Source organism: Variovorax sp. 05L425, assembly GCF_056397705.1.
The window spans coordinates 22166-37537 of record NZ_JBFTNY010000005.1 but is presented as its reverse complement, the minus strand read 5'-3'; the positions used below and the strand labels follow the sequence as shown (position 1 = coordinate 37537).

The following is a 15372-nucleotide window of genomic DNA, read 5'->3' as shown; positions in this document are numbered from 1 at the left end:
GCGCGCTCATGCGTGCCTCATAAATCCGGCGTAGCCTCTTCCCGAATTGTGTGTCGGACCCAAGGAGACCCCGTGCGCGCCCTGCTCGTGGAAGACGATGAAATGATCGGTCGCAGCCTGGTGCATGCGCTCGACAACGCCGGATGGTCGGTCGACTGGGTGCGCGACGGGGCGCTGGCGCACAGCGCCCTGGCCGACGGCGGCTACACCTGCGTGTTGCTCGATCTCGGCCTTCCCAAGGAAGACGGCACCGAAGTGCTGCGGCGCGCTCGCAGGCGTGGCGACGCCACGCCCGTGCTGGTGCTCACCGCGCGAGACGGGCTGGACGATCGCATCCAGACCCTCGATCTCGGCGCCGACGACTACCTGCTCAAGCCCTTCGAGTTGCGCGAACTGCTGGCGCGCATGCGCGCCGTGGTGCGCCGCCGCGACGGCGCGGCACATTCGGTGATCGGTACTCCCACGCTCCAGCTCGACCTCACCACGCGCGACGTCGTCGTCAACGGCGCGCGAGAGGTCCTGACCGCACGCGAGTTCGCGCTGCTGCACGCGCTGCTGGAGCGGCCCGGTGCGATCCTGTCGCGCGAACAGCTGGAGGACCGCATCTACGGCTGGGGCGACGAGGTCACCAGCAACGCGATCGACGTGCTGATCCACGGCATGCGGCGCAAGCTCGGCGCCGAGGCGATTCGCAACGTCCGCGGGCTTGGCTGGCGAGTCGTTCCGGCGTGAAGGCACCTTTTCGACTCCGGTCTCTGCGCGGACGGCTGCTGCTGTGGCTGATTGCGTTGTATGTGGTTGCCATTGCGGCCACGATCTGGTTCTCGTACGGTGCCTACGGCCGCCTGATCAACAACTTCATGGACGACCAGATGCGCATGGTGGCCGAATCGCATGCGATCCACCATCGGCCGCCGACCCTCCAGTCCGTGACCCGTGAGGATGCCATTCGACGCGGCGCCTTCGTCGTCCAGGTCTGGAGCGCCGACGGCGGCACGCTGCTCGCCAGTTCATGGCCCGGCCTCGACGTGCCGCTGCAATCGGAGCCCGGCTTCAGCGAAGTGACCACCGGCAACAAGGCCGAGGACGCGTGGCGTGCCTACACCGCGAAGGTTGGAACGGGGATCGACATGCCGCGCGTGCAAGTGGTGCAGAACGACAGCTTCCGGCGCAACCGCATCGTTCGCCGCGCGGTGCTGGAGAGCCTGCCGATCCTGCTGATGCTGCCCGTGACGCTGCTGATCCTGATGTTCATCGTATCGGCGGCTTCGCGCTCGCTGCGCGGCGTCGCGCACGATGTGGCCGCACAGGAAGTGGGTGAGACGGGGGATGTGGCCATTGCCCGCGTGCCGGAGGAAATCGTGCCGCTGGTCACCGCATTCAACAGCCTGCTCGGGCGGATGCGCAACACCCTTTCCGCGCAGCGGCGTTTCATGCAGGACGCGGCGCATGAGTTGCGCACACCGATGGCAGCGATCGGCCTCCAGATCGAGAACCTGCGCGCCCACGTGCCGGCCGGCGACGCCGCCGAGCGCTTCGCCCAACTCGAAAGCGGCGTGAAGCGCGCGCAGCATCTCATCGAGCAGTTGTTGCGCCTCTCGCGACAGGACGCACCCACGGCGAGCGCCCGCGGGCCGGTCGATGTTGCGGCGCTGTTGCGCGACAGCGTGGGGCAAATGATGGTGCTCGCAGACCAGCGCCAGGTCGACGTGGGCTTCGAGGGACGCATCGCGCCGCTCGTCACTGCGCCGGCGGCCGAGCTGCGCAGCGTCTTCGACAACCTGATCGACAACGCCGTGCGCTATGCGCCGCAGGGCGGGGTGGTCGACGTGCGGCTGCACATGGTCGACGGCCATGCGGTGGTCGATGTGCTCGATGACGGCCCGGGCATTCCGTCGGACCAACTGGATCGGGTCTTCGATCGGTTCTTTCGCGTCACGGGTGCGCCGGTCGGCGGCAGCGGCCTGGGCCTTGCCATTGCGCGGGCGGCGGCGTTGCGCAACGGGCTGCGCATCGTGCTCGCGAACAGGTCGGATGGTGCCGGCCTGCTCGCGCGGGTGTACCTGTCGGCCTCGCCCTCATCGTGAGCTAATTCTTCGCTCACTCCCGCCTCAGACGGCCTGCCTAGAGTGAAAGCAGGTCCTTCGCGGCGCGTGTCGCGCCGCGGGGCGCGACCCCATGGAACTCGAGGAGACTCCTTATGCATGCTTCCGTCAAAGTGTTGGCCGTTGGCACCTTCGCAACCCTCGCGGCATTCGCCTCCGTGACCGCCAGTGCGCAGTCGACGCAGGGGTCCGATGGGTCGGACTATCGTCCGATGCAGACGAACAACTCGGCGCCGAGGCCTGAAGTGACTCAGGGTGCGATGGACGCGGCACGCCCGACCGGCACCGAAGCCGTCGGCCAGTCGACTGCGGCGCCGATGGGCACTTCACAGCTCACGCGCGAAGAGGTCCGCAAGGGCGCCATCGAAGCGGCGCACCCGATGCAGACCGAGGCGCTCGGCCAATCGACCGGCATGGCCGGCATCACGGGCGGCGCGGCCCACTGATTGCTGTCACTCCAAGCGGACTGCGCGATTCGCTGGGTCAGGCGCTATCCTGCGGCTTCCTTCGTGAAGCCCGGGATGCGCCATGCGTTTTTTCGTTTGCAGATCATTCGTCGTCGTCGGCGCACTGATCGCCTTGGCGACGTCGACGAATTCCAGCGCGCAGGGGGCGGTCAATGCCCTCTGCAGCACCGACGCCGGTTGGTGCGAGGCGGCGGCCGCGGAATTCGGGCGCGCCACCGGCATCCGGGTGCTCCAGGCGCACAAGGGCACCGGCGAGATCGGCGCCCAGTTGCGCGCGGAAGCCGCCAATCCCAAGACCGACATCTGGTGGGGCGGCACCGGCGATCCCTTTCTCCAGGCCGCCGAGCAGGGTCTGCTCGATCCTTACAGGCCGGCCTATATCAACGATCTGTACGACTGGTCCGTGCGCCAGTACGCCATGTCGCAGAACATGGTCGGCGGCTTCTACACCAGTGCGATGGGCTTCGGCTTTAACACCGAGGTGCTCAAGAAGAAGCATCTGCGCGAACCCCGCTGCTGGGCCGATCTGATCAAGCCCGAATACAAGGGCGAGGTGGAGATGTCGCACCCCGGCACGAGCGGCACCGGCTACACGATCGTCGCCGGCCTGGTGCAACTGATGGGCGAAGACCAGGCCTTCGACTACCTGCGGAAGCTGCACCGCAACACCATCGCCTACACCCGCAGCGGGCAGGCCCAGGCGCCCAATGTGGCAAAGGGCGAGGTCGCCATCGGCGTGAGCTTCATCTTCGGCTTCGACAAGTGGCGATTCGACGACTATCCGGTCAAGGCGGTGGCGCCCTGCGAAGGCACGGGCTACGAGATCGGCGGCATTGCGCTGGTGAAGGGCGCGCGCAACAAGGCCAATGCGATCCGCTATTACGACTGGCTCATGAGCCCGGCGGGCCAGTCGATCGGCGCGAAGGCAGGCAGCCTCCAATCGCCGGCCAACAAGACGTTCAAGCCCGATCCGCGAATCCCGTCGATGGACGGGGTGCGGCTCATCAAGTATGACTTCGAGAAGTACGGGAGCGCGGCTGAGCGCAAGCGGTTGATCGAGCGTTGGACGCGGGAAGTGGAATCGCAGCCGCGGTGAGGGCTGGGTCAGAGGTCGTGATTGGCATCCCGCTCAACGGGACTTCATTTTCTGGCGGCTTTGCCGATATTGGGATATCGGGCGCTACACGACGCCCCGAACCCTATGTTGCGAGCCTAAGCCCCCATGTCCAGAAGTGTGTTCCGAACATTCCCGGCCGGCCTGAGCCTGACGCGCGTGGCGGCGCTGACCGCCTTGTGTACCTTGCTTCAACTGCCGTTGCCCAGCGAAGCGGAGCCCCTGCTCGGTGCGAGCACGGCGACGGGACGTTTCCAGGTCAAGTTGGTGATCCTCCCTGTGTTCAAGGTTCTGGAGGTCACGCCCGTGAAGGACGGATACGAATATCGCGTGTGGACCAACACCCAATCGATGGTCATCGGCGGTCGCGAATATCGATTCACCAAGGTCGGGGAGACCACGTTGAAGGTCGACGGCCGCGTCAGCGACATTGACAAGCAACTCAACCTGGACAGGAGGCAGGGGCTCGCGTGGAGAAGTGTCGTGCGAGCCGGCACCGCGATGGGCACGGGCGCGGACAACACCTCATCAGTGCCCGCGAGTGACCCCGTCGACATCCACACCGTGACGGTGACCTATTAGTGAACGCCGGTGATCGCCGTCAGTACCTGACGGTGACGGTGACGGTGTCCTTGTAGTCGTCGGGCCTGACGTTGACGCTGGTGCCGAGAACCCGGCCATACACGGTCAGGGACTGGGTCGTGCCATCGCCGGTGCGCTGAAGGGTATTGGTCCCCACCTGACCGCCCCAGGGAGTAGCGCGATTGGCATCGCTATAGAGCTGGTAGGGGACCTTGTCCGTATTGCCCCCGATCGTCGGCAGCATGGTGCCGACCCCCGCCGTGTTGCCGTTGGACGGCGTCAGAGCGACTGTGTAGGCCGTTGGCTTGGAGCACATGACGCCGATGGTGGTCGACTTGTCGACATTGGCGGCGCCCGGCAAACCGTCCACGCTGCCGAAGTCCAGGGGGTTCGCAGACACCACGCAGCTCTTGATGATGGTGGCCTTGGCGGTGAAGGGAAAAGTGGTCGAGCTGTTGCCGCTGCAACTGGTCGGTGGAGCGGTGGTGCTCTCAGTGATGGTGACCGCCGTATGGTTCGCGATGAATTGACCTTGGTAGCTTCCGGGCGGCACCGTCGTCTGGCCGCTGACGAGGCGGCCTTGCATCGACGCGCTGCCGTTGCTGGCAGCGCCCTTGGCGAGATCCAGATTCACCACATAGGGCGTCGGCGTGATGGTGTTGTACTCCGAGCCCAGCACGATGCTGAAGCCCGGTGGCTGGTAGATCTGGAATTGCAGCGAATTGCCGGAGGTGTCTTTCATGACACGCGGATTGAAGTTGCCCGTGCCTTCGATTCCGTCGCCGACATCGAAGCAGACGCGTGCGTAAGTCCGCGCGTTGTTGTTGTTGGTGCAGGTGTAGTTCAGCGTGGCGGTGGTCGTGAAGCTGCCGCCGCTGACCAGGTCCACGCTGCCGAAGTCGACATTGGTCATCGTCGCGGTACAGCTGACAGCGGCCTGCGCTCTTTCCGCGGGCAGTCCCCATAGCACGACACACAGTAGCGGCAGCAGCAAAGCGTGCCAGGCGCGGATCGAAAGACTCATGGGGTGCCCTCCTTGATGCAGCGCAGCGGCCCGATCTGGGGGATGCTGTCGCCTTCCTTGTGGTAATCGAAGCTCGTGTGGCATTTGCTGCCGCTGGGCATCTGCACGACGAGCGTGTTGTGAGTGTCCAGGGTATCGAGATATGCCGCGCCGTCGAAGCCGACCATGGCGGGCTCCGTCTGGCCGTTGACGCGCACCAGGCTGCCCACGGGCAGCGGCTGGCCGGCCTCGTCCACAAGTGTCAGGGCGGTCGCGCGGATCGGCGAGATTCCGAAGCGCACCAGCGTGCCGGCACGGTCGCTGGGGGTGGCGAGGGTCTTGACGCGCTCGATGCGCACATCGGCGGGCAGTTGCATCGGATCGATGGCGAGCTGGTTGTTCTGGTAGGCGTTGAGCGGTGTCACCAGCAGCATGCCCTTGCTGTCCGTGGTGCCGATCGGGCGATTCTCGAGTTTCACGGGCACGCCCGCGACACCATCGGTGGAGACCACGGCGAAGGCATCGTCGATATGCTGCGCCGCGAAGGTCTGGCCGCCCATGAATACGACCGAGCCGGAGCTGCCAGCGTAGGCATAGCTGCTGTTGCCGAGCACGCTGACGCCCGCGACGGCCCGGCCGTAACGGCCCAGGTAGTCGATTTCGCCCCGGGCTCCGTTCTGGCCCTCCCCCTGGCTCACGCCGGCACGCCAACCGATGCCGCCGTCGCTTGGCGTCGAGCGCTGGGCATCGGCGGTGTAGACGTTGCGGTCGTTGTTGCGCTGGACGCCGGCGTTGGCCGTGACATTGCCGTCCAGTGCCCAGGTGAAGCCAACGAAGAGACTGCGCTCGCGCCGGTCGGTCAGGTTCTGGTTGAGGCTCACGCTCAGCGACGCGTTCCGCCCAAGCGACTTGTACCAATAGGCGTTTGCAAAACGCGTGGCGTCCTGTTGGGGATATTGCAGATAGAGATAGCTGAGGCCGAAGCTGCCGAAATTGTCGGTGCTGTAGCCGATCGTGGCGCGGCCGGTTCCGCGGGGCGTGGGGCTTCCATAGAGCGACGCGACATCACGATACTCACCCCGCGTGGTGGTCTCGTCGAAGCCGAAATTGAACCGGTCATTGCGCCAGCTGTAGCCCAGGTTCAGCAACTGGCCCTGATGCCCCTCGTTGCTGCTGGCGCCCACGGCGCTCGACAGCACGCCGGCCTGTCCGAGGAGCCAGGCGCCGCCGACACCACCCGCGACCAGCCCGCGAGTGGCCTCCGCGTGCGTTTCCACTGTGAGGTTGTTGCTCACGCCATAGCGCCAGACGCCGCTGGTGGCGGGGTCGTTGCCGTAGTCGAACGAGCTGATGCCGTAGTTCTTCCGCACCGCACCGAGGTCCACCGACCAGTCGGACAGACCTTCCTGCAGCAGGCGCTGCGTGTCGTAGAGAGAGAAGTTGAGCGTTGTTGCCCGCCCGAGCGCATCGGTGAGCACCACCTGCGCGTTGCCGGCGCCACTGATGCCGGGCACCGTGTTGAGCTGGAACGGGCCAGCCGGCACTTGGTTCGTGGACTGGCGCATGCCGTTGATGAAGAGATCGACCTGCGACGGCAGCACCGCCGAACCCATGAACTCCGGCAGCGGCGCCGTGATGCGATAGGGCTGCAGCGAGAAGTTGCGCGCCAGCTGGATGCCGCCGATGCGCGTGGAGCGCGACCAGGGCAGCGCGGCCGTGACCGTGTCGCCCATGCGCAGCGTCAGCATGTCGTCGGGAAAGGAAGTGCTGACCGTGGTGTCCAACCGGATCGACTGGCGGTCCCAACCCTCGCCTTCGAGCCGTGTCGCTTGCGAGAGCATGGTGTTGCTGAGCACATACGCTCCGGCGAATGCGCGCAGTTCCGTGAACGCATTCAGGCTCGACGCGCCGCGGCGGCCCTGGGTGCCATAGAGGTCGTAGTTCAGCAGCAGCCCCGGCGTGGCGCTGGCCTTCTGGGTTGCGACAGGCGGAGGGTTCACCACGGTCACGGGCAGGCGAAGCAGGTCGGTTCCGGCGCTGAGGGCCAGGCTCTGGCGCCCCGCGTCGTAGTCGATCTTCAGGCCGCGCAGGCTGCGCAGCCGCACCGGGTCGGTGGCGTCCGGCGGTAGCAAGAATCCCAGTTCACGCAGCTTGGACGCGCTGCCCCACAACTCACCATCGCGCAGGCCGAAGTGGACCAGACCCTGTGGATTGCCGTTGAGGCTGAGCTCCAGGTAGAGATCGTTGCCGCGCGGGCCGGCGAGATCGCCTTCGGCAGCGGCAGCGGCGGCGGTGATCGGTGCGGGCGCAAGGCTGGCTGCGGCTGCAGGCTCCCCTGCCTGCGCGGCGAATGCCAGCAGGCTGGAAAGGAGCAGCAGACTTTCAGCGCGCGCGTTCGATGGCCGGGAGACTTTGCTGCGTCGTGTTGCCATTGACCATCGTTTCCATGAAGCCACCGGCGGCAAAGGTGGCAACCGGCGTCTTCAATGACCAGCGCATCTTTGCGCCAGGCAACACGTAACCCAGCAGGCCGCCATGGACGGCTGTTCGGCGTCCGGCGGCATCGACGAAATTGAGATCGGCCAGTTGAGCGTGCGTGCCGCCGGCGTTGGCCACTTCCAGGACGGCATGGTCACCCTCACGGCTCAGCGACCACGTCAGTTGCGGCGCGCTGGGCGCAGTTCCGGCCGGTTCGAGGAAGATCGGAACCGAGTAGCGCAGCACGAACTGCAGGCCTTTCTTGGCCTCCTGGTTCTCGACCGGTAGCTCGTCGATGATGACGCGGTATGCGTCCTCGACCGCGCCGGCTCCGCTGGGCGGCGCGCCGGTACGGATGACGCGGATCAGTTGCCGGTCCGATGCTGCGAGTTGCATCATCGGCGGGCTCACCAGGATGTTGCGCGAGGGCGTGAGCTTGTCCTCGCCGTTTTCCTGCGTCCAGTGATAGACCCGTACCTGCGCATGCACCACGTTGTCGCCCGTATTGCTGAGCCACAGGCCGTCGGCGTTCTGCGACGGCTGCAGCGTCAGCGTGACCGGTGAGACCTGCAGGCCGCTTGCGGCGGCAATTCCGCAGGCAAGGCCGAGCACGACGAGGGCAACGTGTCGCAAGCGCATGGTTCGGGCGTTCAGTCTTAGTAGTTGACGTGGATGGTGACGGTGTCGGCGTAGCTGTCCGGCGTCACATTGGCGCTCGTACCCGGAATCGTTGCATACACCGTATGCGTCTTCGCTGCGCCGCTACCGGTACCTGCTACACCGTTTCCGACCGCGGTACCGCTGGCGGTATCCCCCCAGATGGCCCCCGCGGCACCCGCCGCCGAACGCAGCTGGTAGGGCACCGAATCCGAATTGCCGGTGACCGGCGCCACGTTCTGGGCAGCCATGCTGCCCGCGCCGGCGGTGTTGGCGTTCGAGGGAACCAGTCCGATGAAATAGGGCGTGTTCTTGGAACAGGTCACGCTGAAGGTGTTATTTGCAGCCAGGCCGGTCGCCGAGGAATCCTGGGTGCCGAAGTCAATGTTGGATGTCGAGCCCGCCGTGACCGAGCAGGCCTTGTTGACCTTGATCAGAACTTGGAACGTGGCCGTGGCCGGATTCGGTGCTGCAATGGCCGCACTTGCGAATGCGGCTGCTGCGGCGACGGTCATGGCGGCGAATGGAAACAGCTTTCTCATCAATGGCTCCAAGGTTTGTGAACGAGTTATGAAAGGAATGGCAGAAATGTAGGGGTCCTCCTACAAACGATGTAGGACATAGTTCTCAGAAAAGTCTCAATGAGTACTTTTGTGGTCGCATCTGTGATGTAAGTCTTTGCAACTAACGTCAAGCGTCCATCCCCACGGTCCGCCTTCGTGACGTTCTTCACGTTGGCCGCTGTGGAGCGCGTCTTGTAAAGTTCCCTGTTCGCCATAGGCGATGTGTTTTCTCTTTGATAGCCACTGCGTCATGACCATTTCCAAGACCAAACTCCCATTCCAGGCCGAAGTCGCGCAACTGCTTCACCTCGTCACCCACTCGCTCTACTCCAACAAGGAAATCTTCCTGAGGGAGCTGATCTCGAATGCGTCCGACGCCTGCGACAAGCTGCGCTTCGAGGCCATCGACCAACCCGCGCTGTACGAAGACCAGCCCAATCTCGACGTGCGCGTCTCCTTCGACAAGGACGCCAAGACGCTGACCATCACCGACAACGGCATCGGCCTGAGCCAGCAGGAAGCCATCGACAACCTCGGGACCATCGCGAAGAGCGGGACCAAGGAGTTCATGAGCAAGCTGTCGGGCGACCAGAAGGCCGATGCGCAGCTCATCGGGCAATTCGGCGTGGGCTTCTATTCGGGCTTCATCGTGGCCGACAAGATCACCGTCGAATCGCGCCGCGCAGGTTTGCCTGCCGAAGAGGGCGTGCGCTGGGTCAGCGCCGGCGCCGGCGACTTCGAGGTCGACAGCATCGCGCGCCCGCAACGCGGCACCAGCGTGACGCTGCACCTGCGCGACGACGCCGAGGAATACCTCAACGCCTGGAAGCTCAAGTCCATCATCGGAAAGTATTCCGACCACATCTCCTTGCCGATCCTCATGGAAAAAGAAGAGTGGAAAGAGGGTGAGGACAACAAGGGCGGCGCGATGGTCAAGACCGGCGAGTGGGAGCCGGTCAACCAGGCGAACGCACTCTGGAGCCGTCCCAAGAAGGACATCACCGAGGAACAGTACGTCGAGTTCTACAAGAACATCAGCCACGACTTCGAGGCGCCGCTGGCCTGGAGCCACAACCGCGTCGAGGGCAACACCGAGTACACGCAGCTTCTCTACATCCCGGCCAAGGCGCCGATGGACCTCTGGAATCGCGACAAGGGCGCGGGCGTCAAGCTCTACGTCAAGCGCGTCTTCATCATGGACGATGCCGAGGCCTTGCTGCCGAGCTACCTGCGCTTCGTCAAGGGCGTGATCGACTCCGCCGACCTGCCGCTCAATGTGAGCCGCGAACTGCTGCAGGAAAGCCGCGACGTGAAGGCGATCCGCGAGGGCAGCACCAAGCGCGTGCTGAGCATGCTCGAAGACCTCGCGAAGAAGCAGAAGGCCGAGGGCGACAGCAGCGAGGGCAAGATCGACGTGGGTTCGGGCGAATCGGTGCCCTCGCCCGAGCCGACCGAAGGCGTGACCGACGTCGTCGACAAGAACGCCACGCCCGCTGCCGAAGCTGCTGCGAGCTACGCCGACGAGTCGGGCAAGTACGCCAAGTTCTACGCCGAGTTCGGCGCGGTGCTCAAGGAAGGCCTGGGCGAAGACTTTGCCAATCGCGACCGCATCGCCAAGCTGCTGCGCTTCGCGTCGAGCACGAGCGACACGATCAGCGTGAGCTTTGCCGACTACAAGTCGCGCATGAAAGAAGGCCAGGACGCGATCTACTACATCACCGCCGACACGCTGGCCGCCGCCAAGAACAGCCCGCAACTCGAGATCTTCAAGAAGAAGGGCATCGAGGTTCTCCTGATGACCGATCGCGTCGACGAATGGGCGCTCAACTACCTCACCGAATTCGACGGCACGCCGTTGCAAAGCGTGGCGAAGGGCGCGGTCGATCTCGGCAAGCTGCAGGACGAGGCCGAGAAGAAGGCCGCCGAGGAAGCCGCCGAGTCGTTCAAGCCGGTGCTGGAGCGCCTCAAGGAAGCGCTCAAGGACAAGGCGGAGGACGTTCGCGTGACCACGCGGCTCGTCGACTCACCGGCCTGCCTCGTGGTGAAGGACGGCGGCATGAGCACCCAGCTTGCGCGCATGCTCAAGCAGGCCGGGCAGCCCGCGCCTGAGGTGAAGCCGGTGCTGGAAGTGAATGCGGAGCATCCGCTGGTCAAGAAGCTGGAAGGCTCCGATCACTTTGATGATTTGGCGAACATCTTGTTCGACCAGGCGCTGTTGGCTGAAGGTGGTCTGCCTGCAGACCCGGCCGCCTACGTTCGCAGGGTCAACGCATTGCTGGCCTAGGCTGGAGCGCGGACGCGTGGCTGAGCGCCGGCGTCACGCGCGCCTCGCGCTCGGCGTGGCAGGTTTGCAGGGACGCTAGTGCTAGTTGGGCTTGAACCGAAAGCCATCGGGCGTTTCTGTCGGCGGCGCTTGGTGGCAGTGGTACATGTCCATGTACACCATGCGTTTTACCGGACCACATGAAAGCTTGTATTCATCAATGACGTGGTAGTCCGGTTCACCGGGCTTGAGAGGCGCGCCGCTGATATTGCGCTCCAGCAACGCGGACGCATCTTCGCGGGTGAGGTCCTTTGGCAGATCGGTGCGCGTGCCGATGCCACCGACGCGACGATAGACAAGCGCCGAACCATCGGAACATTGAAGACGATCAAGGTGGGCTCGCTCGCCGAACGGCCCGCAGACTTCGATCGCGGTCTCTTTGGCTTCGCCTCGACCATGAGAGCGAGACGCCGACGAAGCGGGTTGCGAAGAGGGCGCCGCGCAGCCCAGCAGTGCAGATGCCGCAACTGCAGCAACCATCAGATTTCGAATGCTCATTTTTCTCCCTGAGACGCCAGATTAGTTGTTTGGGGCGTTCCGTTCCAGTGTAACGACGCAGTCAATTACGCACTCGCGGGTTGCGGTCATTCAGAGAATTCTCATGCTTCCCTTATCGAGGCGTGGCGGCGTTCCGACATTGGATGACGAAGTGCGTGAAGGCATGGAAGGGTCATCCCCGAGGTGTGCATAGAATCCAAAAAAATTCAAAGCGCTCAGGGAGAAAAAGATGACTCGACGCATCGGCATTGGCTACGTCGTGGCTAGCCGGAGGCTTCAGTTGAAGCTTCAATCATTGATCAGAGTGGCCCCGCGAACTACGCGATCCGCGGCTTCTGTCGGCCCGATCAATTTTGACAATTCACAAAGGCCGTCAATGGGCTTTTGTGCTCGTCGCCTTCTCAGTTTGTTGGCAGGGCTTGCGCTCGGCGCCTGCTCATCCACGACCAGCACATCCCCTATTCATTCGGAGGAAAAGATCATGTCCAGTCCAGCCCCTACAACGGCGCCGCGCCCCGATGCGCCCGAAGTTCTGCGCCGACTGCTTGCGCTGATCGACACCTTGCATCAGCCGCAGGACCTGACGATTGAACGGGTGGCGCAATTCAGCGGCTTCGCCATGATTCCGTATTCGGACAAGCCGAACAACGATGCGTATGGGATATTTCGGCCGCTCACGGAGATGTGGTGGTACGGGTACACCTGGAAGTTGAATAACACCACACGGCTTCCAAATCTTGGCTTCGGGTTCGACAAGGCTGAAAAATACGCCGATCGCCCTCCGATGACAGGGATCTGCCAATTCGATGTGGCGCAGTTTCACGATGCGCTGCTCAAGATGGGCTACCGGCACGTCGGCAATACGCGCCGCGAGAGTCCAGCCCGCCAGTACCAGCGCGGACTGGCAAAGGTCGACATCGGGATCGTCGGCGAGAGCAGCGAGAGTCTCGAAAAGATTTCGCATGACTGCATCAACAGGGTCTCCATCGGTTTCCTTGAGAAATACATGGATTTGGGGGCGCTGTAGTGAGCACCATCAGCGCCCAACTGGAGCGGGTGATCCGTGAGGTTGGCGACCCGACTTCGCCGGCTCACCAGAATCTGCGCGCGGTCATTGAAGAGTCGCCGGTATTGATGCAGCAGGTGAACGAGGCCGTCGCACAGGGCCACTTGAAGCATTTCGCGTTGATGCCAGCGAGCGAGAACGCCGGAGCCAGCTACAGCCCCGACACACAGACCGCGAACCTCAAGCACAGCAATCTCTTGGATCCCGAAGGGCGCGATATGCTCACCTTCCTCATGGGCCATGAAATCCAGCACGGCGTCAACCGTGAGCGGACGAGAAAGAGTCTGGAACAGTTCGACCAGAAAGTCCGACGCGTGTTGGAAAGCGGTCACCCGTTCCATGACTACAGTTCTGCCCTGGACGAGATGCTGGCGATGAACCGTCGCGACGAAGCCAGCGCGCATATTGCCGGTTGGAACGCGCTGGTCAGCCGAGTGAAGCATCGCCATCCAGAAGCCGGTTTGCACGACATTGGCAAATTGTCGAGAGACGTTGGCTACATCAAGGATTTTCTCGAGAGCAAGGAAATCGACGGGCGCGAGCAGTTCACTGCGAAAGATGGCTTCACTCTCAACGCGGATCTTTCCATCACACCCAACTCCCGCAACATCGAGGCCGCCGGAAGGCACTATTTCGACAAGAAACCGGGCGAAACCCGACTGGGCCACCACGGCAATTCCGACTACGCCAACTACTACGCGGCTGCGCTGGTCAGTTCCGTCTGCCAATACGAAATCCTCAATCCGACCTTGGCCGGCAAGGTGCAACTGGACATGCATGGGCTCGGCCTGCAAGAGAAATTGCTCGAGCAAAACGGCATTTCGCTCGGCAGGCCGGCGGCGCGCTGCGCGTACCAAGACATCCGCGCTCCAGAGGTCGCAGGCCACTTCGACCATACGGCTGACAGCCACGAGCACATACCGATCCACGGCCTGCCCACGCCGAGCCGGCTGTCGCCCGGATTGGATCGAAGCTCAACGGTTGTGCAACTCGACCACCCCACGCATCCCGACCACGCGCTATTCGGCCAAGCCCAAGCCGGCGTGCATATGCTCGATGCCAAAGTGGGGCGCACCCCCGATCAGCAAAGCGACCAGTTGGCATCAGCCCTCGTCGCAACTGCTCGCACACACGGAATGAATCGCATCGACCACGTGGTGCTTAGCACCGATGCTTCGAAGGTGTTTGCTGTCCAAGGAGCGCTGGACTCAGCCCTCAAACGAATCGCCAGCGTGCCGACCGTGGAAGCCCTCAACACGCCTATCGCGCAAAGTACCCAAGCCTGGGAGCAGGCATCCGAACGGATTCAGCAACAGGCCCAGGACCGCGTCCTGGAGCAACAGCACACCGCCATTCAGCGACAGGCGCCGGTGATGAGGCTTTAGAGGAAGTCGCTTCCGGGCGTCAGCGGCGCATGCCGGTAGGTTGCCGGCGTGCGGCTGAGCTTGACCGGTGACGCGATGCCGCGGTAGCCGCCTTCGAGCTCGACCACCATCCCTCGATGCGCAGTGTGGGGATGCGTGAGCGCCGCGTCCACCGGCAGCACCGGCGCGGCGGGCACGCCAGCAGCCATCAACGTCGGCACCAGCGTGCGGCCGTCGAAATCCGCAAGCGCCGCTTCGAGCTGCTGCTTGAGGCCTTCGCGATGCACCGATCGCTGGCCGGCCGTACTGTAGAGCGGGTCTTCGGCGAGCGCCGGCTGCCCGATGCAGGCGCAGAAGCTCGCGAACTGCCGGTCGTTGCCGACGGCCACGAAGATCGGGTCGGTCCGGGTCGCCAGCGCGTCGTACGGATAGATGTTCGGATGCGCGTTGCCCGTGCGTCGCGGCGCCGTGCCATCCATGAACCAGTTGGCTGCGTGCGGATGCAGCAGCGACAGGCCGCTGTCATAGAGCGCTGCTTCCACGAACTGGCCCCGTCCGCTGCGTTGCCGCTCGTTCAGCGCCAGCAGCACGCCGATCACTGCGTTGAGGCCGGTCACCATGTCGACCACCGGCAAGCCGACGCGCAGCGGACCGCCGTCTGCTTCGCCGTTGACGCTCATGATGCCGGTCATGGCCTGCACCGCCGCGTCGTAGCCCGGTAGGGCACCAAGCGGCCCATCCGAGCCGAAGCCCGACACGCGGCACCACACGAGACGCGGGAAGCGTTGCGACAGCGTGTCGTAGCCGATGCCCCAGCGCTCCATCGTGCCGGTCTTGAAGTTCTCGATCAGCACGTCCGCTTCCGCCACGAGTGCGAGCAGTGCGTCGCGTCCCTCGGGCGAACCCAGGTCGAGGTGTTGGATGCGCTTGTTGCGGTTGAGGCCGTGGTAGTACGAAGCAACACCGTCCTTGAAGGGCGGGCCCCATGTGCGCGTGTCGTCGCCTTGCGGCGGCTCGACCTTGAGCACGTCGGCGCCGTGGTCGCCCAGGATCTGCCCGCAATAGGGGCCGCCGAGAATGCGCGAGATGTCGAGCACGCGAATGCCCGCCAGCGCGCCGGTCGTGGGAGTTGTCGCAGCGGAGGTCATGGTG

The 15372-nt window shown here is 64.1% G+C and carries 14 protein-coding genes; 8 read left to right on the top strand and 6 right to left on the bottom strand.

Annotated features, from left to right (window positions below):
* The first annotated feature begins 72 nt into the window (after window positions 1–72).
* From AC1DN9_RS07525 to AC1DN9_RS07505, 5 genes are all read left to right on the top strand, one after another.
* A complete protein-coding gene (locus AC1DN9_RS07525; RefSeq protein ID WP_478098801.1) occupies window positions 73–732 on the top strand; it encodes a response regulator in 660 nt (219 codons plus the stop codon).
* Window positions 729–2087, top strand: a complete 1359-nt coding sequence (locus tag AC1DN9_RS07520; RefSeq protein ID WP_478098800.1) for an ATP-binding protein — start codon at window positions 729–731, stop codon at window positions 2085–2087. Before AC1DN9_RS07525 ends, AC1DN9_RS07520 begins: the two co-directional genes overlap by 4 nt.
* Window positions 2088–2200: 113 nt before the next feature.
* Complete coding sequence (locus AC1DN9_RS07515; RefSeq protein ID WP_478098798.1) at window positions 2201–2551, top strand: hypothetical protein; 351 nt, start codon at window positions 2201–2203, stop codon at window positions 2549–2551.
* A gap of 82 nt (window positions 2552–2633) precedes the next feature.
* A complete protein-coding gene (locus AC1DN9_RS07510; RefSeq protein WP_478098796.1) occupies window positions 2634–3668 on the top strand; it encodes an ABC transporter substrate-binding protein in 1035 nt (344 codons plus the stop codon).
* A gap of 138 nt (window positions 3669–3806) precedes the next feature.
* Window positions 3807–4268, top strand: a complete 462-nt coding sequence (locus tag AC1DN9_RS07505) for a hypothetical protein (RefSeq protein ID WP_478098794.1) — start codon at window positions 3807–3809, stop codon at window positions 4266–4268.
* 19 nt (window positions 4269–4287) lie between these two features.
* Here AC1DN9_RS07505 and AC1DN9_RS07500 read toward each other — a convergent pair whose 3' ends face one another.
* The 4 genes from AC1DN9_RS07500 to AC1DN9_RS07485 are packed head-to-tail and all read right to left on the bottom strand — an operon-like array spanning window position 4288 to window position 8948.
* Window positions 4288–5292, bottom strand: coding sequence for a Csu type fimbrial protein (locus tag AC1DN9_RS07500; RefSeq protein ID WP_478098792.1), 1005 nt, complete (start codon window positions 5290–5292; stop codon window positions 4288–4290).
* Window positions 5289–7703 (bottom strand): fimbria/pilus outer membrane usher protein, encoded by a 2415-nt coding sequence (locus tag AC1DN9_RS07495; protein ID WP_478098791.1) that lies wholly within the window; start codon window positions 7701–7703, stop codon window positions 5289–5291. Before AC1DN9_RS07495 ends, AC1DN9_RS07500 begins: the two co-directional genes overlap by 4 nt.
* The gene (locus tag AC1DN9_RS07490) at window positions 7654–8388 is read right to left on the bottom strand and encodes a fimbrial biogenesis chaperone (protein WP_478098790.1); all 735 of its coding nucleotides are present in this window, start codon (window positions 8386–8388) and stop codon (window positions 7654–7656) included. Before AC1DN9_RS07490 ends, AC1DN9_RS07495 begins: the two co-directional genes overlap by 50 nt.
* A gap of 17 nt (window positions 8389–8405) precedes the next feature.
* Window positions 8406–8948, bottom strand: coding sequence for a Csu type fimbrial protein (locus AC1DN9_RS07485; protein ID WP_478098788.1), 543 nt, complete (start codon window positions 8946–8948; stop codon window positions 8406–8408).
* Window positions 8949–9219: 271 nt separating this feature from the next.
* Between AC1DN9_RS07485 and htpG the strand changes: the two genes are divergently transcribed.
* Window positions 9220–11253: a molecular chaperone HtpG gene (gene htpG, locus AC1DN9_RS07480; protein ID WP_478098787.1), complete on the top strand. Its 2034-nt coding sequence runs from the start codon at window positions 9220–9222 to the stop codon at window positions 11251–11253.
* A gap of 81 nt (window positions 11254–11334) precedes the next feature.
* On the opposite strand, the gene AC1DN9_RS07475 is transcribed toward htpG, so the two are convergent.
* A complete protein-coding gene (locus tag AC1DN9_RS07475) occupies window positions 11335–11790 on the bottom strand; it encodes a hypothetical protein (RefSeq protein WP_478098785.1) in 456 nt (151 codons plus the stop codon).
* A 229-nt stretch (window positions 11791–12019) separates the two neighbouring features.
* Between AC1DN9_RS07475 and AC1DN9_RS07470 the strand changes: the two genes are divergently transcribed.
* Window positions 12020–12817, top strand: a complete 798-nt coding sequence (locus tag AC1DN9_RS07470) for a hypothetical protein (protein ID WP_478098784.1) — start codon at window positions 12020–12022, stop codon at window positions 12815–12817.
* Window positions 12817–14241: an XVIPCD domain-containing protein gene (locus AC1DN9_RS07465; RefSeq protein WP_478098782.1), complete on the top strand. Its 1425-nt coding sequence runs from the start codon at window positions 12817–12819 to the stop codon at window positions 14239–14241. The genes AC1DN9_RS07470 and AC1DN9_RS07465 overlap by 1 nt, the downstream gene beginning before the upstream one ends.
* Here the strand turns inward: AC1DN9_RS07465 and AC1DN9_RS07460 are convergent.
* A complete protein-coding gene (locus AC1DN9_RS07460; RefSeq protein ID WP_478098781.1) occupies window positions 14238–15368 on the bottom strand; it encodes a CaiB/BaiF CoA transferase family protein in 1131 nt (376 codons plus the stop codon). The two genes, AC1DN9_RS07465 and AC1DN9_RS07460, sit on opposite strands and share 4 nt — an antisense overlap.
* Between the last annotated feature and the right edge of the window lie 4 nt (window positions 15369–15372).